The sequence below is a fragment of the Pseudomonas shirazensis genome (genome assembly GCF_050496565.1).
In the GTDB taxonomy this organism is placed as follows: domain Bacteria; phylum Pseudomonadota; class Gammaproteobacteria; order Pseudomonadales; family Pseudomonadaceae; genus Aquipseudomonas; species Aquipseudomonas shirazensis_A.
The window spans coordinates 78,810-101,401 of record NZ_JBNWAE010000014.1; the positions used below are offsets into that span (position 1 = coordinate 78,810).

The window sequence follows — 22,592 nt, forward strand, 5'->3', positions numbered from 1 at the left end:
GTATCTGGCGGAATGATTTCGAATGTAGGTATTGGGCCGAAAGTGACCATGCGTGACCGTCCGCTAAGGGCGGATCGGTCGATCAAGATTGACTGATGTGAGTTGGCTGGTGAGCGGGCTGCTTGCGTGAGACTCATCGCTTGATGGCCAGTCCTCTGCCGACGCTCAACTCAAATCTGCCATATATTGGTTTGGCAGCTTCTTGGTTCACATTAGCTATAACAGTCTATAAATCCGGCCATACTTCCGCGATATCAATACGCCGCCCCCCACTATCGCGTATCGTGTCCCCCAGATCCGGCTCGCAGCAGTGACGCCACAGCCATGTCCTTCCTTGCCCCTCCAACCGTGATCGGGTAACGAATCTTCATCATTGATCCGAACCATGCCCTCCATGCCTGATCTATTCTCAGTGGCAGCTGGTGCGGATCACCACGGCCTAGCCTTCGCTGTACGAGATCGAGACAAGAATGACTCTGCAAAAGCGCAACAACCTAAATATCTCCGGCAGCGGCAGCGCGACGTTGATCCTTTCGCATGGCTTCGGTTGCGACCAGACGATGTGGAAATTGCTGCTGCCGCACCTTGAGTCGCGTTTTCGGGTGATCAGCTACGACCTGGTCGGCGCGGGGCAATCGGACCTCGCCGCTTACGACCGCGAAAAGTATTCCTCGCTGTGGGGCTACGCCTCGGATCTCAACGAGCTGATCGACGAGTACGCCGAGGGCCCGGTGATCCTCGTTTGCCATTCTGCAAGCGCAATGATTGGTACCTTGGCTCAGCGCCAGCAGCCAGGGCGCGTCGCGGCGATGGTCATGATTGGCGGGTCGCCCAGCTATATCGACTCGGGTGACTACGCCGGTGGCTTCCTGGCTGAAGAGGTCGATGCACTGCTCGAGGCCATCGACGACAACTATCAGGGCTGGTCGACCACCATGGCGCCGGTGTTGATGGGCGAACCTGGGGAGCCTGCGCTGGGTGAGGAGTTGCTCAGCAGCTTCAAGCGCACCGATGGGCAGATTGCTCGGCATTTTGCGCGGGTGATCTTCTTGGCTGACCACCGCGCCGACGTTGTCGGGCTGGAAACGCCTACGCTGATTCTACAGTGCACAGGCGATCCGGTTGTGCCGGTTGCGGTGGGTGAGTACCTGAACCGCGTGCTGCCCAACAGCCAGCTTAGCCTGATCGAGGGCATGGGCCATTACCCGCAATTGAGCGCGCCCAGTGCGTGCACGGCGGCCATCGATAGCTTCCTCGCCCAGCTCGATTTCGACCATGGATGACACCCTCCTGGTCTGTGACGAATCGTTGTTCGAGCGCGCGCCTTGCGGGCTTGTCGTCATGACCGTGGAGGGCACGATCTTGCGGTGTAACCAGACGTTCAGCAGGTGGCTTGGCTATGACATGGCAACCTTGAACGCGCAGAATTTTCATGACTTGCTGACGGTGGGCGGGCGCTTGTTCCAGCGCACCCACTGGGGGCCGTTGCTCAGCAGCCAGGGCTCGGTGGCCGAGGTCAAGCTGGAGCTGCGCCATCACGATGGCCACGCGCTGGCGATGTTGCTCAACGGCGTGCGCCGTGAAACCCGCGAAGGGGTACGTTACGAGCTGGCGCTGTTCGGCACTGCCGAGCGGGATCGCTACGAGCGCGCGGTGCTGGCTGCCCGGCAGCGGGCCGAGGAACTGCTGGCGCAGAAAATCGCTGCAGAAGCGGCGTTGCAAGAGGCCAAGGCAGAATTGGCTGAAGCATTCGACAAGGCGCAGCGGCGTGCCGCCTTTGCCGAGCAGATGGTCGCGATTGCCAGCCATGACCTGAAGAACCCGATGATGGCCATCAAGATGGCCACGCATATGCTCGAGCATGAACCGCGCTCCGAGCGGGAGCGGCGTTTGCTCGAAGGCATCAGCAGTTCAGCCGAGCGGGCGCAGCGGATGATTGTTGATCTGCTGGATTTTGCCTCGGTGCGGATTGGGCAGGGCATCAAGATCAGCCGGCATCAGGTCGACTTGCCTGAGTTTGTGGACCAGTGCGTAGGTGAGCTGAGGGTTGCCTTTGCTGATGCGCACATTCGGCATCTGTCGCGCGGGCGCGGCACGCTTGAGGTGGATCAGGATCGTCTGCAGCAGATGATCGGCAATCTGGCTGCCAACAGCGTTGCTTATGGTGATCTGAGTTTTCCGATCACCTTGACCACAGACCTGTCCGCAGCAGGCGCTACCCTGAGTGTTCACAACCATGGCGAGCACATCGCCGAGCCGGTGATCCCGACGCTGTTCGAGCCGATGACGCGTGCCAACGAATATGACGGCTCGATCCGCTCGGTTGGGTTGGGGTTGTTTATCGTCAAACAGATTGCCGAGGCCCATGGCGGGACGGTGAGCATGGTTTCGGATGCTGCATTGGGGACTACGTTTACGGTTAGGTTGCCCGTGGAGGACGCTCCCGGTTAGTGGGCCACCAAACCCTGCCTCCAGCGCGCGGCGCGACGCGAAGGTCAACTGCGGTCCTGGCGCATGTTTGGCCCCGCATTGGCCCACTGTAGGAGCGGCCTTGTGTCGCGAAAGGGCCGCACAGCGGCCCCGGCAATCTTGCGGCGCGGCACAGATCCTGGGGCCGCTGCGCGACCCTTTCGCGACACAAGGCCGCTCCTACAGACGGTCCGCGCATGGCGCTGGTGTGGCGCAATCGGCAGCTTCAGTTATCCAGCTCGGCAACCGCTGGCTTACGCTGGGCAGACTCCGAACTCGAAGATCGTTGCACCGCAACCACCTTGGAAACCGGCTCAACCTTCACCACCGGCGCCGGTTGAAACCACACCGGCCACGAACTGCGGTGCCGGTTCTCGACCTCGACGCAGGGAATCAACCGCTCGCGCAGCACATCCGTCTCGCCCACAGTCTTGGCCACGCGGTACTTCACGCTGTGCACGCACTCGCGATCACCGAACTCGCAGCGGTTCAGCGAGGTGCCGCCGCAGGGGCCGTTGGCGAGGCCTTTGGGGCAGGATTCAGGGCAGATATAAAGCGTGTCTTGCAGGCGACAACTGCCGCAGGTGTCGCAACCCACCAAGGGCCTTTTGATACCGCGCTCAAGGCCATGCAGCAGGCGTGCGGCGCCAGGTGTCGACCACAAAGGTCTGGTCACTGCCCAGCCAAACGCACGACTGGCCCGGTTCTCGCGGTCGAACAACAACCCATGCATGCCCGACAACAAGTGATAGCGAAGCCGCTCCCGCGGGCTGGCGCTGACCCGTGACTGACCAAGTCGCCAGTTCGCACCGGGCGGGGTGAAGGTCACTGCGGGCAGGTCGGGCATCTGCCAGCTCGCAGCCCAGGCGGGTGCCCATCGCTCAAGTGTATGAACGCTCGCCAGCACCTGCTCCAGTTCAAACTCCAGCGCCTGCAACTGGGCAAGCTCATGCACCCCGGACAGGTGCACGCCGGCATACCCCATCAACTTCAAACCCACCACCTGCAACGCCAGCCGCTGAATACTGCGCGCCTGGGCGTACGCTTTCGACACCGCCAGCTCGGCCGCCAGTACATCGCGCATCGACGGTGTGACGACGGCGCCGGCGACGTGCTCGAGCATCTGCGCGCGACCGTGGGTGAGGGCCATCAGGCACGCGATCAATGGTTTCGGTGTGCGCTGACGAGCCATCCACTGCAGCGCTTCCTGATGCTTCTGATCGTCATAGCCCAATTGCAGAGTCAGAAAATCAGCACCCGCGCTGAGCTTTTTCTCGGCTTTGAGGTACTGCGCGGCGCCTTCTTCTTCGCAGTATTTGAACGGATTGAGCGCAGCGCCAAGCAGCCAGTCAGGGCGGGCCTGGCGGGCGATCTGCAGCGCGGCGACGGATTCGAGATAACGCACTGGCTGCTGGCCGGGGGTGTGCCCAGGCAAACGGTCGCCGGTAAGCATCAACAGCTGATCGACGCCTGCGGTATCCATGTGCTGGAGATGGTTGAACAGGTCATTGCGCTCACGGGCTTTGCCGGAAAAGTGCAGCAGGGCAGGCACCGGCGACGTCAGCGAATTGAAGGCATCCAGCGGCGACATATCCAGCGGGCTGCCGACACGGTCGCCGATGGACACGGTCAGCGGCCAGCCGCACAGCTGTTCGCGGGCCATGATCGCTTCGAGCGCGGCGAAGCGCTCGGCAGAGGGCTTGGGCACGAATTCCATGATGCAGACAAAGGCGTGCTCATGCAGCGCGGTTTTCAGCAGGCTCATGCGGGGCTCGGCACCGGCAGTGGATCTGGCCGGCATTGTGCGGCAGATGGGTGAGGTTGGCTTGTCTGATTGCGCTGGTGACAGGTGTGGAAAAGACATGCCATGGCGCGGCTGGGCCAATCTTAAGTCGCTGTACGTCAAAGCGCTGTATGAGTATTTCTTGAGATGATCACAAATTTTATGAGTTTGTCTCAGCATCGCATTGCGCACAGACTTGCCCCACTGAAATTCAACGGCAAGGAACACCTCACATGGCACTGGCACACAACCTCGGCTTTCCACGCATCGGCTGTGATCCCAAACTGAAGAAGGCCCAACAGGCGTTCCTCATGGGTGCGATGGATCAAGCCGGCCTGCGTGCCGTGGGCCGTGAGTTGCGTGCCAAGCACTGGCAGCTGCAGAAAGACGCCGGCATCGAGCTGCTGCCGGTCAGCGACCACGCGCTGGAGCTGACCCAGTGGTTCGACAGCAACAGCCATCACCTGGCCCCGCAGCTCAGCGCCGATCAGCAATTCGTGCTGAGCTGGGAGCAACTGCTTGAAGAAGTAAATGAGGCCAAGGCGCTCGGCCATGCCGTCAAGCCAGTCGTGCTCGGCCCGCTGACGTACCTGTGGCTGGGTGAATGCCAAGGTGGCGACTTCGACAAACTGGAATTGCTCGATCGCCTGCTGCCGCTGTACGACCAGATCCTCAACCAGCTGGCTGCGCAAGGTGTGGAGTGGGTACAGATCGATGAACCGATCCTGGCGCTGGAACTGCCGCAGGCGTGGAAGAATGCCTACGAGCGGGTTTACAACATTCTCCAACGTGCGCCGCTGAAAAAGCTGGTCGCGACCTACTTTGGCGGCCTGAACGCCAACCTCGGCCTGGCCGCCAATCTGCCGGTCGATGGCCTGCACATCGACCTAGTGCAGGCCCCTGAACAATTTCCGACCATTCTCGATCGCCTGCCGGCGTACAAGGTACTTTCGCTGGGCGTAGTCAGTGGCCGTAATAGCGAGCACTGGAATCTGGACGACGCGCTGCACGTACTTCGCCTCGCTGCCGAGCGCCTGGGCGATCGGTTGTGGGTCGCGCCATCTTGCCCTCTGCTGCTCAGCGCTGACGGGCAAGATGATGTCGAGCCCAACGATGAGCTCACCCTCGCCGCCGACAAGTGCCAGCAGGTAGCTCTGCTGACCAAGGCGCTCAACCAGTCGAGCGTCGCCCAAGCTCGCGCGGCGTAGGCAGCTAACAGGGCTGCCGGCACATGCCGTCAGCCCGGTTCAAGCAAACGCTAAACTAGCGCTCGATCGCCAGCGCCACGCCCTGACCACCACCGATGCACAAGGTCGCCAGGCCTCTTTTGGCATCACGCTTGATCATCTCGTGCAGCAGGGTCACCAGCACCCGGCAACCGGATGCACCAATCGGGTGGCCGAGAGCGATAGCGCCGCCGTTGACGTTGACCTTCGCGGCATTCCATTCCAGCGATTTACCGACGGCCAGCGCCTGCGCGGCGAAGGCTTCGTTGGCTTCGATCAAGTCCAGGTCAGCCAACTGCCAGCCGGCTTTGGCCAGGCAGCGCTGAGTTGCCGACACCGGGCCAATACCCATGATCGCCGGGTCAACCCCAGCGCTGGCGTAGCTGGCAATCCTGGCCAGCACTGGCAGGCCCAGTTCGGTGGCTTTGGCCGCGCTCATCAGCAGTACCGCCGCCGCGCCATCGTTGAGGCTGGAGGCGTTGCCAGCGGTGACGCTGCCGTCCTTTTTGAACGCCGGGCGCAGCTTGGCCAGCGCTTCGGCGGTGGATTCCAGGCGGGGTTGCTCATCGCGGTCGACCACTTTCGGTTCGCCCTTTTTCTGCGGCAGCACGATGGGTGTGATCTCGTCCTTGAAGCGCCCGGCTTCGATTGCAGCCACCGCCTTGCGCTGGGATTCGGCGGCGAAGGCGTCCTGCTGTTCGCGGCTGATATCGAACTTGTCGACCAGGTTTTCGGCGGTAATGCCCATATGGTAGTCGTTGAAGGCGTCCCACAGGCCGTCGCTGATCATGCTGTCGATCAACTGGCCGTGGCCCATGCGCTGGCCGGTGCGGGCCGAGGGCATGACGTAGGGCGCCAGGCTCATGTTCTCCTGGCCGCCGGCAATCACCACCTCGGCATCGCCGCAGCGAATCGCCTGGGTGGCCAGGTGCAGCGCCTTGAGGCCCGAGCCGCAGACTTTGTTCAGGGTCAGCGCCGGCACGCTGAACGGTAGGCCGGCCTTGACTGCAGCCTGACGCGCCGGGTTTTGCCCGGCACCGGCGGTCAGTACCTGGCCAAGGATCACCTCGTCGACCTGTGCTGGGTCCAGCCCGGTCTGCTCGAGCAGGCGCTTGATCACCGCTGCGCCCAGATCGACGGCCGGCACGCTGGCCAGAGCGCCCTGGAAACTGCCGATGGCGGTGCGGGTGGCGGCGACGATGACGACTTCATGCATGTTGTTGTTCTCCAATGAAGGTGGCGCGACGAGGCGACGCAGTACCACCCAGCATCGGTGCAAACGGCTCATTTGTTAAGTTTGTTTTTCTGTGGCATTGATCCGGAAAGCAAATCAATCACGCCTCTAAACGGCCGGACACTGATGAGTGACGCAGTGAATGCCACCGCCGCCAGCGGCAATCGCGTCGATGTTCAGCTGCACGATCTTGCGTCCGGGGTACAGCTTGACCAGCAACTGACGGGCTTTTTCATCGGCGTCCTTGTCGCCGAACTGCGGCGCCAATACGGCACCGTTGATCACGAAGTAATTGATATAGCCCGCAGCGAAATCCACGTTGCCCTGGCTGAACTTGCTCCGCCGTGGCGCCAGCGGCGGTGACACGGTATGGATCTGCAGCGGCCTGCCGTCAGCGTCGGTAGCGCTCTGCAGGATCTGCAGATGACGCTTGGTCACGGCGTGGTCGTAGGACTGCGGGTCGTTGTCCAGGTTGGCCACGATCACCCCGGGTTTGACGAAGCGCGCATAGAAATCAACATGGGCATCGGTGATGTCCTTACCCTTGATCCCTGGCAGCCAGATGATCTTGCGCAGGCCCAGCCGGGCCATCAGCTCCTGCTCGACATCGGCCTTGCTCCAGCCTGGGTTGCGGTTGCTGTTGATCCAGCAACTCTCGGTCATGATCGCCGTGCCGTGGCCATCGACCTCGATGCCGCCGCCTTCACCGACCAGTTCGCTGCGCTGATACTGCGCGCCGGCCAGCTTGGCCACGCGTTGGGCCAGGCGCGCATCCTGGCTGTGCTGCTGTTTGCCGCCCCAGCCGTTGAAGTTGAAGTCGACCGCGGCCAGGGCACCGTTGTCATCGACGACGAAGTTGGCGCCGATGTCGCGCATCCAGATGTCGTCCAGCGGGCAGTCGACATAGGTGATGTTGGCCGTACCGCAGTGGCGCTCGGCGAGCGCACGTTCGCTGGCGCGGCAGAACACCGTCAGCGGCTGATACACGGCGATGGCTCGGGCGATGCGGCCGAGCGCTGCTTGCACGTCGGCGGTGAAGTCTTCCCAGATGGCATCCTGTGCGCCGAACGCAAGGTAGGCGCGTTGCTGCGGCTCGCCCTCGTCGGGCATGAACCAGCGGCCTTCGTCAGCCGCATTGGCTTTGCTCAGCGGCAGGCCGAGGCCGGCACCGAGGCCGGCGGCCAGCGACAGTTGCAGAAAAGTACGGCGGGTCGGCATGGGCTCAGTCCTGGGCAGTCTTGAAGCGGGTCCAGACGCGCATGCGCGCACGCATGTCGGCCTGGGGGATGTCCTTGCCGGGGATCAGCCGGGCATAGGTGGCTTCGTCGAGATAGATGTCGGGGTTGTCGCGCATGCGCGCGTCCACCGCTGGGCGGGCCTTGGCGCTGGCTGTCGGGTAGCCGGTGAAGTTGCTGATCGCGGCCATGTTTTCCGGGCGCATGACGAAGTTGATGAAACGATAGGCGTAGTCCGGATGACGTGCGTCGGCGGGGATGGCCATGGCGTCCATCCACACCGTGGTGCCTTCGCGGGGTACGCGGTACTGGAAGTCGATGGCCTTGCCCGCCGCCTCGGCCGTGCGTTGAGCCTGGATCACGTCGCCGCTGTAGCCGAGCGAGACGCAGAGGTTTTCGTTGACCAGCTCGGTGACTGGCTGTGACTGGAACTTGCGCACGTAGGGGCGGATTTTGGCCAGCAGCTCGGTGGCTGCTGCGAGGTCTTCCTTTTTCGCGCTGCGCGGTTCACGGCCGAGGTAGTTGAGGACCACGGCCAGGGCTTCGTCCGGCGAGTCGATGATGGAGATACCGCAGTCGGCGAACTTGGCTGCAAGGTCCGGCTTGAACAGCAGGTCGAGGCTGTTCAACGGCGCGTCGGGCATGCGCTCGCGGACCTTGTCGGCATTCACTGTCAGGCCGATGGTGCCCCAGGTGTAGGGCACGGTTGCCAGGCTGGCTTTGGGGTATTGGTCGTGCAGCTTGCGCAGGCCGGGTTCGATATCGGCATAGGCCGGCAGTTGGCTGCGGTCGAGCACCTGCAGGCTGCCGGCGCGCATCAGCCTTTCGGCCACGGTGTCGCCGGGGAAGATCAAGTCATAGCCACTGCGCCCGGACATCAACTTGGCTTCGAGCACTTCGCTGCCATCCATGACGTCGTAGATCACCTCAATGCCGGTTTCGGCGGTAAAGCGCTTGAGGGTGTCCTCGGCAAAATAGTCGGACCAGTTGTACAGACGCAGGGTCGGTTGCTCGGCGTGGGCCTGGCCGAGGCACGCGGCGGTGGCCAGTGCGGCAAACAGCAGGGAGGGGCGCAGGGGCATGCTCAGATCCTCCGGGTGGGTTGGCCGTCGAGTGTCATCAGCGGCGCGTACATTTCTGGCCGGCGGTCACGGTAGATGCCCCAGGTCAGGCGGTCTTCACGCATGCGCGCCAGATCCAGGTCGTGCACCCAGACGCCGCTGCTGTCGCGGTCGGCTTCGGCGAGCAGGGCGCCTTTGTGGTCGCAGATGAACGATGAGCCGTAAAAACGCATGGCCAGCGCGTCGTCGCTGCGGGCGACTTCGCGACCGACGCGGTTGGCCGCCACTACCGGCAGCAGGTTGGCTGCAGCGTGGCCGCGCATTGCGGTTTGCCAGTGGTCACGCGAATCGAGCTTGGCGCTGCTCGGTTCCGAGCCGATTGCGGTTGGGAACAACAGCACCTCAGCGCCCATCAGTGCCAGGCAGCGGGCGGTCTCCGGGAACCATTGGTCCCAGCAGATACCGATGCCGAGGCGGCCGAAGGCGGTGTCCCAGACCCTGAAACCGGTGTCGCCGGGGCTGAAGTACTCCTTCTCCTGATAACCGATGGCGTTGGGGATGTGGGTTTTGCGGTACACCCCAAGCAGACGGCCATCGGCGTCGGCCACGCTCAGCGAATTGAAGAAGGCATTGCCGGCGCGCTCGTACCAGCTCAGCGGCAGCACCACGCCAAGCTCCTTGGCCAGCGCGGCGAAGCGCTTGAGCAGCGGGCTTTGCTCGTAGCTCTGGGCCAGCGCCAGGTGGCTGTGGCACTGCTCGATGCAGAAGTACGGCGTGGCAAACAGCTCTTGCAAGAGGATCACCTGAGCGCCTTGGGCAGCCGCCTCGCGCACCAGCTGTTCGGCGCGATCGAGGTTGGCAGCCAGGTCCCAGCTGCAGGGCATTTGGGTGGTGGCGATACGCAGGTTCATGGGCGCTCCTCGCGCAGCGGCCAGGCCGGCTGCTGTTGGGTGATGCAGTGGATACCGCCGCCGCCGTAGGCGATGTTGTCGATGCGCACCGGCACCACTTCGCGGCCGGGGAAGGCAAACGCCAGCTGGCGAGCGGCGGCCTGGTCGGCGTCGATGCCGTAGGCGGGCATGATCACGGCGTCGTTGGCCAGGTAGAAGTTGGTGTACGAGGCGCAGAACACCTCGGCCTCCGGGTCGACGGCGGCGCTGGCTTCGTACAGATCGAGCAGCTCGAAACGGCGGCCCTGGGCATCGCTGGCCAGCTCCAGCGCGCGGCGGTTTTCCCGGGCGACTTCGGCATAGACCGAGCCGTGCTCGTGAGTGGCATCGACCAGCAATACGCCGGGGCGGGCGAAGGCGCAGACGCCGTCGACGTGGCCGTCGGTCATGTCGCCGGTGACGTACTGCGGGTCGCCGGGCAGCCAGATGGTCTTGCTGATGCCGAGCAGGCGGGCGAAGCAGTCCTCGAAGTCGGCCTTGCTCAGGCCCGGGTTGCGGTTGGGGTTGAGCAGCACCGACTCGGTGGTGATCAGCGTGCCTTGACCGTCGACGTGAATCGCCCCGCCCTCGTTGCACAGCGGCGTGCTGAAGCCTTCGAGGCCGAGGTGGTCGAGGATGCGCCGGCCCAGGCTGCGATCAAGGCCATGCTCGGACTTGTTGCCCCAGGCGTTGAAACGCCAGCTGAGCCCGGCCGCGCCGTGCTGTGGATGGCAGATGAAGCTCGGCCCGCTGTCACGCGCCCAGCTGTCGTCGACGGCCAGCACCACCAGCTCGATGCCTTCGCCACACAGGGCCTTGGCGCTGGCCACGGCCGACGGATCCACCACCATCTTCACCGGCTCGAAGCGGGCAATTGCCGTGGCCACGCGGGCATAGTCACGCTGCACGTCGGCCAGGGTCACGCGCCAGCCGGCTTCCCATTGGCCTCGGTTGTGCGGCCAGATCATCCAGGTCGCGGCGTGCCGGGCCCATTCGGCAGGCATGCGCCAGCCGCTGTCGTTGGACAGGTGCATAGACAACTCCATCAGTAAGGGATTTTTATCAACGAAGCCTGCCGTCGCAGGTGTTGATGTCCATGCTAGGCCTAGGAAGATGAGGCGACAAACGATAGATTTAGCGCATAACTGATCAGGCAGGCTTATCAATCATGCTCAAACACTGGCCACCCTTGAATGCATTGCGCGGCTTTGAGGCGGCGGCCCGGCTGGGCAGTTTTCACAAGGCAGCCGAGGCCCTCAACCTCACCCAGTCGGCGATCAGCCAGCAGATTCGCAGCCTGGAAAGCTATCTGGAGCAACCGCTGTTCTACCGCAGTGGGCGCAGTGTCAGCCTGACCGACGCCGGCCACGACCTGCTCAGCACCACTCAGTCGATGCTGCAGCAACTGGCGGTGGGCATCCGCCGGCTGGACCAGTACCGCAAGCCAAACCAACTGGTGGTCAACACCACGCCGGCGTTTGCCCGGCACTGGCTGACGCCACGGCTGGCGGATTTTCAGCAGCGCTGCCCGCAGGTCGACCTGTGGCTGTTCACCAGCTTCGAGGTGCCGGACATGGCTACCCAGACCATTGACCTGGCCATCCGCGATGACCTCAGCGCCCAAGCGGAATGCAGCTTTACCGTGCTGCATCAGGATCAGCTGTACCCGGCGTGCCGGCCTGATCTGCCAGCAGAGGGCCGCACCACCCTGCACGGCGAACGCGAGATGGACTGGAGCCACTGGCAGATCGAGGGCGGCGAGGATGTCGGCCAGCAGGGCAAGGGGCTGAACTTCTCCGATCCGGGCTTGCTGCTGGATGCGGCCTGCGAGGGCCTGGGCGTGGCCTTGGTCAGCCAGCTGCTGGCCCAGCGCGCCGCGGCGCAGGGGTTGCTGCAGGCGTTGTCGGCGCAGCGGGTCAGGGGCCCGGCGTGGGCGTGCCTGGTGCACCGCGACAGCCAGGATGACCCGCTGGCGCGGGCGTTCATGCAGTGGTTGCGTGAGCAGCTGGGGCGATCTGCGGTTGGAACCACCCCCGTCAGCCCGTAATATGTGTCGGATAACTTGCGGGGGTAGTCTCACCCTCAGATCAAACGGAACCGGCCCGCGCGGCGCGGCTCCCTAGCCTAAACCTGACGAGGTACAGACATTGGCCATCATTCATCCCAAGGTTCGCGGTTTCATCTGCACCACGACCCATCCGAAGGGCTGCGAGCTCAACGTCCGTGACCAGATCGAAGCCACCCGCAAGCTGGGCGTGCGCGATGATGGTCCGAAAAAGGTCCTGGTGATCGGTGCTTCCAGCGGCTACGGCCTGGCAGCGCGCATCACTGCAGCCTTCGGCTTCAAGGCCGACACCCTCGGCGTGTTCTTCGAAAAGCCAGGCACCGAAACCAAGCCAGGCACCGCCGGCTGGTACAACGCTGCTGCATTCGACAAGTTCGCCAAGGCTGAAGGCCTGTACAGCAAGTCGATCAACGGTGACGCCTTCTCCGATGAAGCCCGCGCCAAGGTCATCGAGCTGATCAAGAACGAAATGGGCGGCAAGGTTGACCTGGTCATCTACTCGCTGGCCTCGCCTGTGCGCAAGCTGCCACAGACCGGCGAAGTGATTCGCTCGTCGCTCAAGCCGATCGGCCAGCCGTACAAGTCGACTGCCATCGACACCAACAAGGACGTGATCACCGAAGCTTCGATCGAGCCGGCCACCGAGCAGGAAATTGCCGACACCGTCACCGTCATGGGTGGTCAGGACTGGCAGCTGTGGATCGACGCCCTTGCTGATGCCGGCGTGCTGGCCGAACAGGCGCGCACCGTCGCGTTCAGCTACATCGGCACCGAAATCACCTGGCCGATCTACTGGCACGGTGCACTGGGCAAGGCCAAGCAGGACCTGGACGACACCGCCCTGCGCCTGGACCAGAAGCTCGCCAGCGAGATCAAGGGCGGTGCCAACGTTGCCGTGCTCAAGTCGGTGGTCACTCAGGCCAGCTCGGCGATCCCGGTGATGCCGCTGTACCTGTCGATGGTGTTCAAGATCATGCAGGAAAAGGGTGTCCACGAAGGCACCCAGGATCAGCTCGATCGCATGTTCCGCGACCGCCTGTTCCGGGAAGACGGCGCGCCGGCTGAAGTCGACGAGAAAGGCCGCCTGCGCCTGGACGACTGGGAACTGCGCGACGACGTGCAGGACGCGTGCAAGGCCCTGTGGCCACAAGTGACCACCGAGAACCTGTTCGAAATGACCGACTACGCCGGTTACAAGAAGCAGTTCCTCAACCTGTTCGGCTTCGAGCGCGCTGACGTCAACTACGACGAAGACGTAGCGACCGACGTCCAGTTCGACTGCGTTCAGCTGTAAACCCCTGGAATACGCGGTCCCCGTCGATATCGGCGACGAAGCTGAAATCTGGGGCCGCTGCGCGACCCTTTCGCGACACAAGGCCGCTCCTACAGGGGGTACGCGGTGCTGTAGGAGCGGCCTCGCCGGAGCGCCGGACCGGTCGGAAAGGGTCGCGCAGCGGCCCCAAGATCTTCGCCGCGCCGCATGATTGCCTGGCCAGCTACGCTGGCCTTTCGCGACACAAGGCCGCTCCTACGCTGACCGCGTCTATCCAGGCTGACGCTGTCGTACATGGGTGCATAGCGTTTGCTGGTGGATATTTGCTAGCGTGAGCGGACTCCACCATAGAGTCCGCCATGAGCAGCCTGACCCAACCCGCCAGCGCCCTGCGCCACAAAGCCGCCGATGGCTACAGCCTCGGCGGTTTTGTCTGGCGTCATGCTCGACCTGATCCCCAGCGCCCGCTGGTGATCATCAACCCGGCCACGTCGGTGCGCTGCGCTTACTACTCGCGTTTTGCCGACTACCTGTTTGCCCAGGGCTGCAATGTGCTGTGCTTCGATTATCGCGGCATCGGCGAATCACGGCCGCGGTCGTTGCGTGGCTTCAAGGCGTCATGGAGCGATTGGGGGCAACTGGATTTCGAGGCCATGCTGCAGTATGCGGCCGAGCACTTCCCTGGCCAGCCAGTGGATGTGGTCGGGCACAGCTTCGGCGGTTGGGCGGTAGGCCTGGCGCCCTCGGCGCAGCAGGTGCGGCGGGTGGTGATGGTCGGTGCACAGTTTGCCTATTGGCGCGACTATGCCGCAGCGCAGCGCTGGCGCTTGTTGGCCAAATGGCATGTGGCAATGCCGCTGTTGACCAAGGTGATGGGCTATTTCCCGGGTAAGCGCCTGGGTTGGCTGGAGGACACTCCGGCTGGGGTTGTAGCGGACTGGAGTACGCCCATGCCTGCGTACGAACAGCGTCCTAGCGGGCGCTTGCTGGCGACAAAGCCATTTGCTCAGGTGCATGCGGCAACCTTGGCGATCAGCTTGAGCGATGACCCGTTCGGCACGGTAGCTGCTACCGAGCGTTTGCTGGCTTATCTAAGCGAGGCGCAACCCGCGCATCTGCGCATTGCCCCGGCAGACATCGCTGTCGCCGAGATCGGCCACTTTGCGTTCTTCAATGACCGCTTCAGGCAGACGCTGTGGCCGATTGCGCTGGAATGGTTGCAACACGGCCAGTTGTCACCGGGCACGCCCGGCCAGCGGCTGCGCTGACGGCGCAAGCAAAGGGGCTACGCGGGCAGCCCCAGCACAATCAGGCCAGGCGCTTGAGCGGCTGCTGGGCAAACTTCACCCCAGCCAGGCCATACGCGATCAACGCACGGATATTGCCGTGATCGCTGCCATCCGGCGTAGCGACTACGCTGCGGTAATGCTCACCGAAGGCTAGCAACGCCTCGCGGTCGCTCAAGCCTTCCAGCACGGCCATGCCGAGGGTCTTGCACGAGCCTTCGTTCTGCCCGGCGGCGTTTTCCACGTTACCGTTGGTGAATGCCTGCGGCTGATAGCTGTAGTGCTCGGCGATGAACGCCAGGGTGTCGGCAAAGGCGTGCTCGCCGCTTTCGAGGCTGGTGCGCAGGGTCTTCAAGTCAGTCACGGGGTTTTCCTTGTTCGAACGCCGCTTGCTGATCGGCGCTGGCTTCTTTCTGGTATTGGGCTTTCCACTCGGCGTAGGGCATGCCGTACACCGCTTCGCGGGCGTCATCCAGGCTGATGTCGACCTGCTGCTCATCGGCCGCCGCCTTGTACCACTTGGACAGGCAGTTGCGGCAGAAACCGGACAGGTTCATCAGGTCGATGTTCTGCACGTCGGTACGTTTTTGCAGGTGATCGACCAGCCGGCGAAACGCGGCGGCCTCGAGTTCGAGCTGTTGTTGTGGGGTCATGGGCTTCTCTCAGATCATGCGGTTCTTCAGGTGGCGGCCACCGTTGATGACCACCTGGCTGCCGGTGCTGTAGTGGCTGTCGAGCAGGTACTTGACCGCCTCGATCAGCGGCCCGGCGCCGGGTTCGAACTCCAGCAGAGCCTTTTTCAGGGTCTGCTGGCGGTAAGCTTCGTCGCCGCCTTCCTTGAGGATCAACAACCCCGGCAGGATACCGTTGACGCGCACCGTCGGCGCGTACTTTTCGGCAAACGACAGCACCATGTTCTGCAGCGCAGCCTTGGTTGCGGCGTAGCCGATATGGCTCTTGCTGCCGCGCGAGGAGGTTTCGTCACAGATATGGATGATGTCGGCCTTGTCGACCTTGCGCAGCATCTCGCCCAGGGCCAGGTTGAGGTGATAGGGCGCCTCGACGTGCAGGCGGAACATCAGCTCAAGATTGACCAGGTCGTCATCCAGCCACACCGAGGCGTTGTGGATGATCGCGCGCAGGCCGTCGTAGTGGCTGCTCAAGTGATCGATCAGGGCGTCGCGGTCGGCCTGCTGGCAAAGGTCGGCGCGAAACTGGACGATGTTGGGGTGCGCCGATTGCGCATGGACATGGCGACTGGCGGCGACCACCGTATGGCCGGCCTGTGCCAGTTCAAGTGCCAGAGCCAGCCCTACGCGTTGGCTGGCTCCGGTGATCAGAATGGGGCTGTTCATGTTCAGGGCGGTCTACTTGTCTGTGCAGGCAGTGATGCCCCAGCATACCCGAACTGCTTCCCTCTGGGGTGCGCCTCAGCGGCTGCGCAGCCCGCGCGTGGGCTCTGCGCTGGCGGCTGGCGCTGGGTGCAGCCAGTTGGCCAGCAGCCGCGTCGACAGCGGGATGAACACATAGACCATGACGGGCGTCAGCCCCAGCGTGCTGAGCAGCACCCGCGGCAGCAGGTCGAGTGCGCTGAGCCAGTGACCGAAGACCAGATTGAACAACAGCGAGACCGGGAAGAACGCCAGCCAGATCGCCACGGCCTGCTTCCAGCGCGGCGGCTTTTGCACCGTGCTGGTGCCGAACCAGTCGTCGATGCCGCTGACGCGCTGTTCTCTGGGGCGTTCGAACAGGCCGTTACCGCGTTGCAGCCAGGCGCGGCGCGAGGCCGAATGCTCCCAGGCGTGCATGGTCTGCTCGCTGGCAAAGCGGAAGATGATCTGGAATTCATCGCCATCACCGGGTGGGGCGAGGATGCCCGAGCCGAGGTAGCCGGTGAAGTCAGTGGCCAGCTGCTCGCCTTCATGCAGCCAGGTCAGCAGGTCCTGGTAGCGGCCATGGGCGGCGCGGCGCGACACCATCAGGGTGACGGGTGGGGTAGACATTGTGTATCTCCTGGCGACAGGGCTGGCGGGTAGCCGGCCCTTAGGCTTGCGCGCCCGGGGTGGTGGGCGACGCAGGCATGCATGCAAGAATCAGGCGCGGATTATCGCGGATAAACTGTGACTCGTCAGTGTCAGCGGGCGAACGGTTGGTTATTTGTTTGCCCGTCCCGGCGTAGAATGTGCTTTGTTTAATCGATCCGGGTTTTCACCACGCATGAACGAGCAGGCACTCCCTATAGCCGATCTGGACCACCAGCAGCTGTTTCCAATCCGCGAGGTCTCGCGCCTGACCGGGGTCAACCCGGTGACGCTGCGTGCCTGGGAGCGTCGGTACGGTCTGATCCAGCCAACCCGCACCGACAGCGGCCATCGCTTGTACTCGCAGGCCGATGTCGACGCGGTACGCAGCATCCTCGGCTGGCTTGAGCGCGGCGTGGCGGTGAGCAAGGTCGGCAGCATCCTCGCCCGTGGCCAGGCGCTGGCGCAGGATAGCAGTGCTGCAAGCAGTGCCGATGACCTGGCCAGGTGGCGTACCCAGGTGCGCGAGGCAGTGCAGTGCTTTGACGGCGCTGGGCTCGACCGTTTGTTCGATCAGGTATTCGCCAGTACTACCCAGGAGCAGGTGTTCAACGACGTATTCATGCCGGTTTGGCACACCCTGCGCGCGGCGCCGCGCGGTTTTGGCCAGGCCAGCGAGTGGGGTTTTCTCGACCAGTTCTTGCGCGGGCGGGTGCTGATGCGCCTGCAACTGTCGCGGGCACCGCGGCGCCAACGCGTCGTGCTGGCGCCGCTGTCAACCGCGCTGCAGGAGCTGGAGTTGCTGGTGGCCGGGCTGCTGCTCGGTAGCGAAGAAGTCGGCGTGGTACTGCTGCCGGCCACTCAGCCGCTGCAGGAGCTGGCGCTGATCTGTCGGCAGCTGGAGCCGGATGCGGTGGTGCTGTTCTCCAATCAGCGGCCGACGGCCGAGCTGGGCAAGCGGCTGGCCCGGCTGGGGCTGGGGTGTCCGTTATTGCTGGCTGGGGAGGCGGCGGAGTTTGCTCAGGACACGCTGGCCGGCAGCGCGGTGGTCTGCCTGGGAGCCGAGGTCAGCCTGATGCGCCGACGCTTGCGCCAGTATCTGGCCGGTCAGCTCGATACCTGACGCTTAAGCGTGCAGTTCGGGATGGGCGCTGCGGTGGGCCTGGAGAATGTATTCGCGCAAGCGCTCGATCTCTTCTGCCGGGCTGCGGCTGAGGTCGTAAGCGGCCAGGTTTGCACCGATACGCCGGCGCAGCACGCCGTGCAGGCCGATCGGGGCGATGCCGCCAGGGGCAAAACTCAGGTCGAAGCGCTTGGGCGCCTGTTTCAGGCCGCGCACTTCAAGCAATACTCCCTTGAACGAGATGTCCCGGATCCACAGGTTGCTTCGTTTGCCTTTGCTTTCGAGCAGCGCCGATGGCTCCTCGAGTGACAAGCGCCATGGTCGCAGCTGCGGGCCGTCTTCCTCGTAGATTTCCGGGGAGCCAAGTTGCAGGTGCAGGGCGTGGAATTCGTCTTCGACCAGTTGCAGCGGGAAGCTGATCTGCTGGTTGTTGAAATGCGCCTGCAAGGTGACCTGATCACTGGCCGCAAGCCGCGTCAGCAAGGTCTGCAACTGGCGGTCGCCGTTGACCAGCAGGCCGGACATAGGGTCAGCCAAGTTCAGCTGCGGCGAATGCTGCAGGTCTTGGATGAAGCTCATCTCGGCCTGAGTGAGCAGGGTATCTGCTTGCATGGTCGCATCCGAATGTGGCGATTTTTTCAACAGTGACAGGATGGACAGCGGCGGCGGCGGTTGGTTCATTTGAGCTGCTCGGATTTCAGATCGGCGAGCTGCGCCTGGCATTGTTCCAGGCTGCGCTGCAGCTCGACCTGGCGGCTGACGTCCTTTTGGATACCAATGAAATAGCGGCGCTGATCGGCTTCGTTGTACACCGGCGTGATCGACAGCTCATTCCAGAACCGGCTGCCGTCCTTGCGATAATTGAGCAGCACTTCGCGGCACGGCTTGCCTTCGAGCATGGCCTTGCGGATGCGTGCGCGGGCCAGTTGTTCGCGGTCATTGCCCTGCAGAAAGCGGCAGTCCTGATAGAGGATTTCGTCGCGGCTGAAGCCGGTCAGGCGCTCGAAGGCGGCGTTCACGTAGATCAGGATGGTGTCGTCACCTTCCTGTTCGCAGACCACGATGCCGTCATTGGAGGCATCGACCATCGATTGCAGCAGTTGAGCGTTGATCATGTGCGGACCAGAGGTTGAATAGAGGCGACTTACGCCTCAAGCGGCCTTTTGCCATTGCAGGATGCTAGTATCCTACGTTTTTACTCAGTTTCGGAATCCTACTGCAGATGAAAGTCGTCATTATTTCCGGTTCAGTGTATGGCACCGCCGAAGAAGTTGCCCGCCATGCCGAAGCGCAGCTCAAAGCTGCTGGCCTTGAAGCCTGGTACGCGGCGCGGGCCAGCCTCGCCGACATCGAAGGCTTTGCCCCGCAAGCCCTCCTGGCCGTGACCTCGACGACCGGCATGGGTGAACTGCCGGATAACCTGATGCCGCTGTTCTGCGCTATTCGCGACAGCCTGCCTGCGGCATGGCGCGGCCTGCCCGGCGCAGTGATCGGCCTGGGCGACTCCAGCTACGGCGACACCTACTGCGGCGGCGGCGAGCAGATGCGCGAGCTGTTTGCTGAACTGGGTGTGCACGAAGTACTGCCGATGCTGCGCCTGGACGCCAGCGAAACGGTCACCCCGGAGGCTGACGCCGAGCCGTGGTTGGCCGAGCTGGCCGCCGCACTGAAGGCCTAAGCCTGCTCGCGCAGCAGCGCCAGCCAGGCCTGCGCAGCCCGCGACAGATACGCGCCGCGGCGCCAGATAAAGGCGATGTCCCAGCGCAGCGCTTCGGGTGCCAGTAATGGCAGGCGGACCACCCCGGGCCGCTCCAGTGCGCGGGCGACCACCCGCGGCAGCAGCACCACGCCCTGGCCCGCTGCCACCAACGCTGCAAGAAAGTCCGCCTGGCCGCTGCGCCCACCTTCCTTGGGGCTGAAGCCCAGTTGCTGGCAAGCGCTGAGCAAACGGTCGTTGAGGACAAAGCTGCGCTGATACAGCAAGAACGGCGTGTCAGCCAGTTGGCCCAGGTCAACCTCGGGCAGACCTGCCAGGGCGTGCCCGGCGGGCAGCAGGGCATCCAGCGGCTCATTGCAGAAGGGCTGAAAGGCGAAGGCGTCGTCATTTGGCGTCAGGCTGCCGCCCAGCTCCAGCTCGCCGCTGCGCACCGCTTGCTCGATGGTGCGGCTGCCGCCTTCGAGCAAATGAATGACGATGTTCGGATGGCGCCGCCGGTACTCGGCGAACAGCCCGGCAAACAGGGCATCACTGCCCAGCAGTGGCAGGCCCAGGCGCAATTCGCCACGGTGCATCTGGCTCAGGTCATCCAGCTCGCTCAGCAGCTCCTGGCGCTGGCGCAGCAGCGCTTCGCCGCGCTCGAGGACGATGTGCCCGGCGGCGGTCAGGTGCATCTGCGAGCCCTGCCGTTCGAGCAGTTGCTGGCCGATATCCTCCTCCAACTGAGCGACCTGCTTGCTCACCGCTGACTGGCTGATGTTTAGCGTGAGCGCGGCCTGGGTAAAACCACCGCGATGGACCACTTCGACAAAGCTGCGTAGCTGCTTGAATTCCATCGTCTAAATTCCTTTTTGGAATGGCTGGCAGTCTAACAATTCGCTTCTGGCCTAGGCACCGCAAATTTACAATGGCTACCTGTCGAGGAACCCATTGATGAACGCTGTATTGCTTAAAAAACTCACTCGGCTGATCTGCGAGCTGGCGGTGCTGTTTGCCTTGTTCCTGTTCGGCAGCCAGCTTGCGGCCTGGTCTGGCTGGCCTATTCCGGGTGGTGTGTTCGGCCTGGCCCTGCTCTTGATGCTGTTCGCCAGCGGCCTGCTGAAACCGGCCATGCTCCAGGCCGGTGCGGGCTGGCTGATGGCCGAAATGCTGTTGTTCTTCATTCCGGCGCTGATGAGCCTGCTCGATTACGGCAGCCTGCTGCGTGATGAAGGCTGGCGCATCCTCCTGGTGATCGCGGTGAGCACACTGCTGGTAATGGTGGTCACTGCCGTGACGGTCGAGCTGGTGTGCCGCTGGAGCCTGCGCCATGAGCCTTGAACCTATGCCGCTGTTCTGGCTGGCGCTGACACTGGCCGCTTATCTAGGCAGCCGCTGGCTGTACCGGCGCAGCGGGCGCTATCTGCTGTCGCCGTTGATTCTGGTGCCGGCGTTGCTGCTGGCGGTAGCCGTGCCATTGCACACCGCCTATGCCGAGTACGCGCGCAATACCCATTGGCTGATGGCCGTGCTTGGTCCGGTGACGGTGGCCTTTGCCGTGCCGATCTGGCAGCAACGGGCGTTGCTTGCGCGGCATTGGCCAGCCTTGCTAGTGGGCATGCTGGCCGGTAGCTGTGTGTCAATTGCTAGCTCCTGGGGCCTGGCGCACCTGTTGGCGTTGGACGATGCGGTCAGCCTGTCGCTGCTGCCCCGCTCGATCACTACCCCATTTGCAATGCCGTTGGCTCAGGATCTGGGCGGCGTACCCGAGCTCACGGCGGTGTTCGTGATGTTCACCGGGGTGCTCGGCGCGCTGTTCGGCGGCACCTTGCTGCGCTGGCTGCCGTTGCGCACGCCGCTGGCCCGTGGCGCGCTGTTTGGCGTTGGCGCACATGGCGCTGGCGTCAGCCGGGCGCAGGAAGTGGGCCGCGAAGAAGGTTCGGTGGCCGGCCTGGTCATGGTCCTGACCGGCCTGCTCAACCTGTTTGCCGCGCCGCTGCTGGCGGCGTTGCTGTGACCGTTCGTGCCACTGACCTGTACGGTCATCAAGCTGGCTGCCAAGGCGAGTTCCGCCAATCAAGGCGCTGACTATGCTGTGCAGGACGCAACATAAAGAGCACATGTAAGTGCCAAGGTGACATGCAATGACCGCAGCCTTGCCGTTTTCGACCCACGCAGCTTTGACTCACGCAACTACCCCAGGACAACTCTGATGCCTTTGGCCGAAATTCCATTGTGCGTCTGGCGTACCCGGGGTCAGGATTTCCTATTCCAGGGCCAGAGCATCCGCTACTGGACGGCAGGGCAAGGCGAGCCGCTGCTGCTTCTCCACGGTTTCCCCACGGCCAGTTGGGACTGGCACTATTTGTGGGGTCCATTGACCCAGCGCTTTCGCGTTGTGGCCTGCGACATGCTCGGCTTTGGCGACTCGGCCAAACCGCTCGGCCATCGCTACAGTCTGATCGAGCAGGCCGATCTGCAGCAGGCCTTGCTTGCTCACTTGGGCATCGACGAGCCAGTGCACCTGCTCGCCCACGACTATGGCGGCAGCGTCGCTCAGGAGCTGCTCGCACGGCACTATGAGCAGCGCAGCAACATCGCCAGCTGCGCCTTCCTCAACAGCGCGCTGTTCCCCGAGCGTTGCCCGCTGCTGTTGGTGCAGAAGCTGTTGCTCAGCCCGCTTGGCTGGCTGATCGGCCGCTCGTTCGGCCGGGATGACCTGGTGCGTACCGTCAGCCAGATCTACGGGCCCTGCACCCACCCCAGCGAGAGCGCCCTGGACGACAGCTGGAGCCTGATCACCGCCAACCGCGGCACGCATATCCTGCACCGGCTGATCAACTATGTGCATGAACGGCGCCAGCAACGTGAGCGTTGGGTGGGTGCCCTGCAGGGTGATGGCGTGCGTTTGCGCCTGATCAATGGTTCGGTTGATCCACTGTGCGGTGCCCACATGGTCGACGCCTTCCGCCAACTGGTGGTGGATGCCGATACGGTGCAGTTGCAGGGCATTGGTCACTACCCGCACATCGAAGCGCCGGTGCAGGTATTGCGCCATTACCTGAGTTTTCGCGAGCAGCCGTTGAGCTTTGTGCCGCAGAAAGTGGCCTGGTGTTGATGGGGTAGCCAGGCTGAAAAACAAAAAAACCGATGTCAGCGAACTGACATCGGTTTTTTCATGCAGCCTGGTT

General features: G+C 63.4%; 23 protein-coding genes and 1 pseudogene. 11 read left to right on the forward strand and 13 right to left on the reverse strand.

Annotation, left to right across the window (positions count from 1 at the left end; genetic code table 11):
• The first annotated feature begins 470 nt into the window (after positions 1-470).
• Positions 471-1,283: an alpha/beta fold hydrolase gene (locus ACQZ2L_RS19530; protein ID WP_430327448.1), complete on the forward strand. Its 813-nt coding sequence runs from the start codon at positions 471-473 to the stop codon at positions 1,281-1,283.
• On the forward strand, positions 1,276-2,451 hold the full coding sequence (locus ACQZ2L_RS19535; protein WP_430327449.1) for an ATP-binding protein: 1,176 nt from the start codon (positions 1,276-1,278) through the stop codon (positions 2,449-2,451). The genes ACQZ2L_RS19530 and ACQZ2L_RS19535 overlap by 8 nt, the downstream gene beginning before the upstream one ends.
• Before the next feature lie 244 nt (positions 2,452-2,695).
• Here ACQZ2L_RS19535 and ACQZ2L_RS19540 read toward each other — a convergent pair whose 3' ends face one another.
• Positions 2,696-4,234, reverse strand: a complete 1,539-nt coding sequence (locus tag ACQZ2L_RS19540) for a methylenetetrahydrofolate reductase C-terminal domain-containing protein (protein ID WP_430327450.1) — start codon at positions 4,232-4,234, stop codon at positions 2,696-2,698.
• Between the two features lie 251 nt (positions 4,235-4,485).
• Here ACQZ2L_RS19540 and ACQZ2L_RS19545 point away from each other — a divergent pair.
• Positions 4,486-5,457 (forward strand): annotated as a pseudogene (locus ACQZ2L_RS19545) (5-methyltetrahydropteroyltriglutamate--homocysteine S-methyltransferase); the annotation flags it as partial.
• A 58-nt stretch (positions 5,458-5,515) separates the two neighbouring features.
• Here the strand turns inward: ACQZ2L_RS19545 and ACQZ2L_RS19550 are convergent.
• From ACQZ2L_RS19550 to ACQZ2L_RS19570, 5 genes are all read right to left on the reverse strand, one after another.
• Positions 5,516-6,694 carry an acetyl-CoA C-acetyltransferase gene (locus tag ACQZ2L_RS19550; protein ID WP_430327451.1) on the reverse strand — a complete coding sequence of 393 codons (1,179 nt, stop codon included), beginning with the start codon at positions 6,692-6,694 and terminating at the stop codon, positions 5,516-5,518.
• A gap of 126 nt (positions 6,695-6,820) precedes the next feature.
• Positions 6,821-7,930 carry an agmatine deiminase family protein gene (locus ACQZ2L_RS19555; RefSeq protein WP_430327452.1) on the reverse strand — a complete coding sequence of 370 codons (1,110 nt, stop codon included), beginning with the start codon at positions 7,928-7,930 and terminating at the stop codon, positions 6,821-6,823.
• A gap of 4 nt (positions 7,931-7,934) precedes the next feature.
• Positions 7,935-9,029 carry an extracellular solute-binding protein gene (locus tag ACQZ2L_RS19560; RefSeq protein WP_430327453.1) on the reverse strand — a complete coding sequence of 365 codons (1,095 nt, stop codon included), beginning with the start codon at positions 9,027-9,029 and terminating at the stop codon, positions 7,935-7,937.
• 2 nt (positions 9,030-9,031) lie between these two features.
• Positions 9,032-9,919 carry an N-carbamoylputrescine amidase gene (gene aguB, locus ACQZ2L_RS19565; protein WP_430327454.1) on the reverse strand — a complete coding sequence of 296 codons (888 nt, stop codon included), beginning with the start codon at positions 9,917-9,919 and terminating at the stop codon, positions 9,032-9,034.
• Positions 9,916-10,971: an agmatine deiminase family protein gene (locus ACQZ2L_RS19570; RefSeq protein WP_430327455.1), complete on the reverse strand. Its 1,056-nt coding sequence runs from the start codon at positions 10,969-10,971 to the stop codon at positions 9,916-9,918. Before ACQZ2L_RS19570 ends, aguB begins: the two co-directional genes overlap by 4 nt.
• A 134-nt stretch (positions 10,972-11,105) precedes the next feature.
• On the opposite strand from ACQZ2L_RS19570, the gene ACQZ2L_RS19575 reads away from it, so the two are divergent.
• From ACQZ2L_RS19575 to ACQZ2L_RS19585, 3 genes are all read left to right on the forward strand, one after another.
• Positions 11,106-11,984: a LysR substrate-binding domain-containing protein gene (locus ACQZ2L_RS19575; protein ID WP_430327456.1), complete on the forward strand. Its 879-nt coding sequence runs from the start codon at positions 11,106-11,108 to the stop codon at positions 11,982-11,984.
• Positions 11,985-12,084: 100 nt separating this feature from the next.
• The gene (gene fabV, locus ACQZ2L_RS19580; protein ID WP_430327457.1) at positions 12,085-13,296 is read left to right on the forward strand and encodes an enoyl-ACP reductase FabV; all 1,212 of its coding nucleotides are present in this window, start codon (positions 12,085-12,087) and stop codon (positions 13,294-13,296) included.
• A 338-nt stretch (positions 13,297-13,634) separates the two neighbouring features.
• On the forward strand, positions 13,635-14,543 hold the full coding sequence (locus tag ACQZ2L_RS19585) for an alpha/beta hydrolase family protein (RefSeq protein WP_430327458.1): 909 nt from the start codon (positions 13,635-13,637) through the stop codon (positions 14,541-14,543).
• Between the two features lie 40 nt (positions 14,544-14,583).
• Here the strand turns inward: ACQZ2L_RS19585 and ACQZ2L_RS19590 are convergent, their stop codons facing one another.
• The 4 genes from ACQZ2L_RS19590 to ACQZ2L_RS19605 form a co-directional block, all read right to left on the reverse strand.
• Positions 14,584-14,925, reverse strand: coding sequence for a HopJ type III effector protein (locus ACQZ2L_RS19590; protein WP_430327459.1), 342 nt, complete (start codon positions 14,923-14,925; stop codon positions 14,584-14,586).
• The gene (locus ACQZ2L_RS19595) at positions 14,918-15,214 is read right to left on the reverse strand and encodes a DUF1244 domain-containing protein (protein ID WP_150570009.1); all 297 of its coding nucleotides are present in this window, start codon (positions 15,212-15,214) and stop codon (positions 14,918-14,920) included. Before ACQZ2L_RS19595 ends, ACQZ2L_RS19590 begins: the two co-directional genes overlap by 8 nt.
• Before the next feature lie 9 nt (positions 15,215-15,223).
• Complete coding sequence (folM, locus tag ACQZ2L_RS19600; RefSeq protein ID WP_430327460.1) at positions 15,224-15,916, reverse strand: dihydromonapterin reductase; 693 nt, start codon at positions 15,914-15,916, stop codon at positions 15,224-15,226.
• 75 nt (positions 15,917-15,991) lie between these two features.
• Positions 15,992-16,564: an antibiotic biosynthesis monooxygenase gene (locus tag ACQZ2L_RS19605; protein ID WP_430327461.1), complete on the reverse strand. Its 573-nt coding sequence runs from the start codon at positions 16,562-16,564 to the stop codon at positions 15,992-15,994.
• 214 nt (positions 16,565-16,778) lie between these two features.
• On the opposite strand from ACQZ2L_RS19605, the gene ACQZ2L_RS19610 reads away from it, so the two are divergent.
• Positions 16,779-17,705 carry a MerR family transcriptional regulator gene (locus tag ACQZ2L_RS19610; protein WP_430327462.1) on the forward strand — a complete coding sequence of 309 codons (927 nt, stop codon included), beginning with the start codon at positions 16,779-16,781 and terminating at the stop codon, positions 17,703-17,705.
• Between the two features lie 3 nt (positions 17,706-17,708).
• On the opposite strand, the gene ACQZ2L_RS19615 is transcribed toward ACQZ2L_RS19610, so the two are convergent.
• Both ACQZ2L_RS19615 and ACQZ2L_RS19620 read right to left on the reverse strand, forming a co-directional pair.
• Positions 17,709-18,317 carry a hypothetical protein gene (locus ACQZ2L_RS19615; RefSeq protein ID WP_430327463.1) on the reverse strand — a complete coding sequence of 203 codons (609 nt, stop codon included), beginning with the start codon at positions 18,315-18,317 and terminating at the stop codon, positions 17,709-17,711.
• Positions 18,318-18,382: 65 nt separating this feature from the next.
• Entirely contained in the window at positions 18,383-18,820 is a 438-nt protein-coding gene (locus ACQZ2L_RS19620) for a PAS domain-containing protein (protein ID WP_430327464.1), read from the reverse strand.
• A 107-nt stretch (positions 18,821-18,927) separates the two neighbouring features.
• On the opposite strand from ACQZ2L_RS19620, the gene ACQZ2L_RS19625 reads away from it, so the two are divergent.
• The gene (locus ACQZ2L_RS19625; RefSeq protein WP_430327465.1) at positions 18,928-19,383 is read left to right on the forward strand and encodes a flavodoxin; all 456 of its coding nucleotides are present in this window, start codon (positions 18,928-18,930) and stop codon (positions 19,381-19,383) included.
• Here ACQZ2L_RS19625 and ACQZ2L_RS19630 read toward each other — a convergent pair.
• Entirely contained in the window at positions 19,380-20,258 is an 879-nt protein-coding gene (locus ACQZ2L_RS19630) for a LysR family transcriptional regulator (RefSeq protein ID WP_430327466.1), read from the reverse strand. The genes ACQZ2L_RS19625 and ACQZ2L_RS19630 overlap by 4 nt on opposite strands.
• 97 nt (positions 20,259-20,355) lie before the next feature.
• Between ACQZ2L_RS19630 and ACQZ2L_RS19635 the strand changes: the two genes are divergently transcribed.
• The 3 genes from ACQZ2L_RS19635 (at position 20,356) to ACQZ2L_RS19645 (ending at position 22,519) form a co-directional block, all read left to right on the forward strand.
• The gene (locus ACQZ2L_RS19635; protein WP_103435993.1) at positions 20,356-20,742 is read left to right on the forward strand and encodes a CidA/LrgA family protein; all 387 of its coding nucleotides are present in this window, start codon (positions 20,356-20,358) and stop codon (positions 20,740-20,742) included.
• Positions 20,732-21,418 carry an LrgB family protein gene (locus ACQZ2L_RS19640; RefSeq protein ID WP_430327467.1) on the forward strand — a complete coding sequence of 229 codons (687 nt, stop codon included), beginning with the start codon at positions 20,732-20,734 and terminating at the stop codon, positions 21,416-21,418. Before ACQZ2L_RS19635 ends, ACQZ2L_RS19640 begins: the two co-directional genes overlap by 11 nt.
• A 195-nt stretch (positions 21,419-21,613) precedes the next feature.
• Entirely contained in the window at positions 21,614-22,519 is a 906-nt protein-coding gene (locus ACQZ2L_RS19645) for an alpha/beta fold hydrolase (protein ID WP_430327468.1), read from the forward strand.
• Positions 22,520-22,592 lie beyond the last annotated feature (73 nt).

What these genes read in the sequence shown, in the direction of transcription:
- ACQZ2L_RS19530 (WP_430327448.1), top strand. Translation starts at nt 471, where the DNA reads ATGACTCTGCAAAAGCGCAACAACCTAAATATCTCCGGCAGCGGCAGC.
- ACQZ2L_RS19535 (WP_430327449.1), top strand. Translation starts at nt 1,276, where the DNA reads ATGGATGACACCCTCCTGGTCTGTGACGAATCGTTGTTCGAGCGCGCG.
- ACQZ2L_RS19540 (WP_430327450.1), bottom strand. Translation starts at nt 4,234, where the DNA reads ATGAGCCTGCTGAAAACCGCGCTGCATGAGCACGCCTTTGTCTGCATC.
- ACQZ2L_RS19550 (WP_430327451.1), bottom strand. Translation starts at nt 6,694, where the DNA reads ATGCATGAAGTCGTCATCGTCGCCGCCACCCGCACCGCCATCGGCAGT.
- ACQZ2L_RS19555 (WP_430327452.1), bottom strand. Translation starts at nt 7,930, where the DNA reads ATGCCGACCCGCCGTACTTTTCTGCAACTGTCGCTGGCCGCCGGCCTC.
- ACQZ2L_RS19560 (WP_430327453.1), bottom strand. Translation starts at nt 9,029, where the DNA reads ATGCCCCTGCGCCCCTCCCTGCTGTTTGCCGCACTGGCCACCGCCGCG.
- aguB (WP_430327454.1), bottom strand. Translation starts at nt 9,919, where the DNA reads ATGAACCTGCGTATCGCCACCACCCAAATGCCCTGCAGCTGGGACCTG.
- ACQZ2L_RS19570 (WP_430327455.1), bottom strand. Translation starts at nt 10,971, where the DNA reads ATGCACCTGTCCAACGACAGCGGCTGGCGCATGCCTGCCGAATGGGCC.
- ACQZ2L_RS19575 (WP_430327456.1), top strand. Translation starts at nt 11,106, where the DNA reads ATGCTCAAACACTGGCCACCCTTGAATGCATTGCGCGGCTTTGAGGCG.
- ACQZ2L_RS19585 (WP_430327458.1), top strand. Translation starts at nt 13,635, where the DNA reads ATGAGCAGCCTGACCCAACCCGCCAGCGCCCTGCGCCACAAAGCCGCC.
- ACQZ2L_RS19595 (WP_150570009.1), bottom strand. Translation starts at nt 15,214, where the DNA reads ATGACCCCACAACAACAGCTCGAACTCGAGGCCGCCGCGTTTCGCCGG.
- folM (WP_430327460.1), bottom strand. Translation starts at nt 15,916, where the DNA reads ATGAACAGCCCCATTCTGATCACCGGAGCCAGCCAACGCGTAGGGCTG.
- ACQZ2L_RS19605 (WP_430327461.1), bottom strand. Translation starts at nt 16,564, where the DNA reads ATGTCTACCCCACCCGTCACCCTGATGGTGTCGCGCCGCGCCGCCCAT.
- ACQZ2L_RS19610 (WP_430327462.1), top strand. Translation starts at nt 16,779, where the DNA reads ATGAACGAGCAGGCACTCCCTATAGCCGATCTGGACCACCAGCAGCTG.
- ACQZ2L_RS19615 (WP_430327463.1), bottom strand. Translation starts at nt 18,317, where the DNA reads ATGCAAGCAGATACCCTGCTCACTCAGGCCGAGATGAGCTTCATCCAA.
- ACQZ2L_RS19620 (WP_430327464.1), bottom strand. Translation starts at nt 18,820, where the DNA reads ATGATCAACGCTCAACTGCTGCAATCGATGGTCGATGCCTCCAATGAC.
- ACQZ2L_RS19625 (WP_430327465.1), top strand. Translation starts at nt 18,928, where the DNA reads ATGAAAGTCGTCATTATTTCCGGTTCAGTGTATGGCACCGCCGAAGAA.
- ACQZ2L_RS19630 (WP_430327466.1), bottom strand. Translation starts at nt 20,258, where the DNA reads ATGGAATTCAAGCAGCTACGCAGCTTTGTCGAAGTGGTCCATCGCGGT.
- ACQZ2L_RS19635 (WP_103435993.1), top strand. Translation starts at nt 20,356, where the DNA reads ATGAACGCTGTATTGCTTAAAAAACTCACTCGGCTGATCTGCGAGCTG.
- ACQZ2L_RS19640 (WP_430327467.1), top strand. Translation starts at nt 20,732, where the DNA reads ATGAGCCTTGAACCTATGCCGCTGTTCTGGCTGGCGCTGACACTGGCC.
- ACQZ2L_RS19645 (WP_430327468.1), top strand. Translation starts at nt 21,614, where the DNA reads ATGCCTTTGGCCGAAATTCCATTGTGCGTCTGGCGTACCCGGGGTCAG.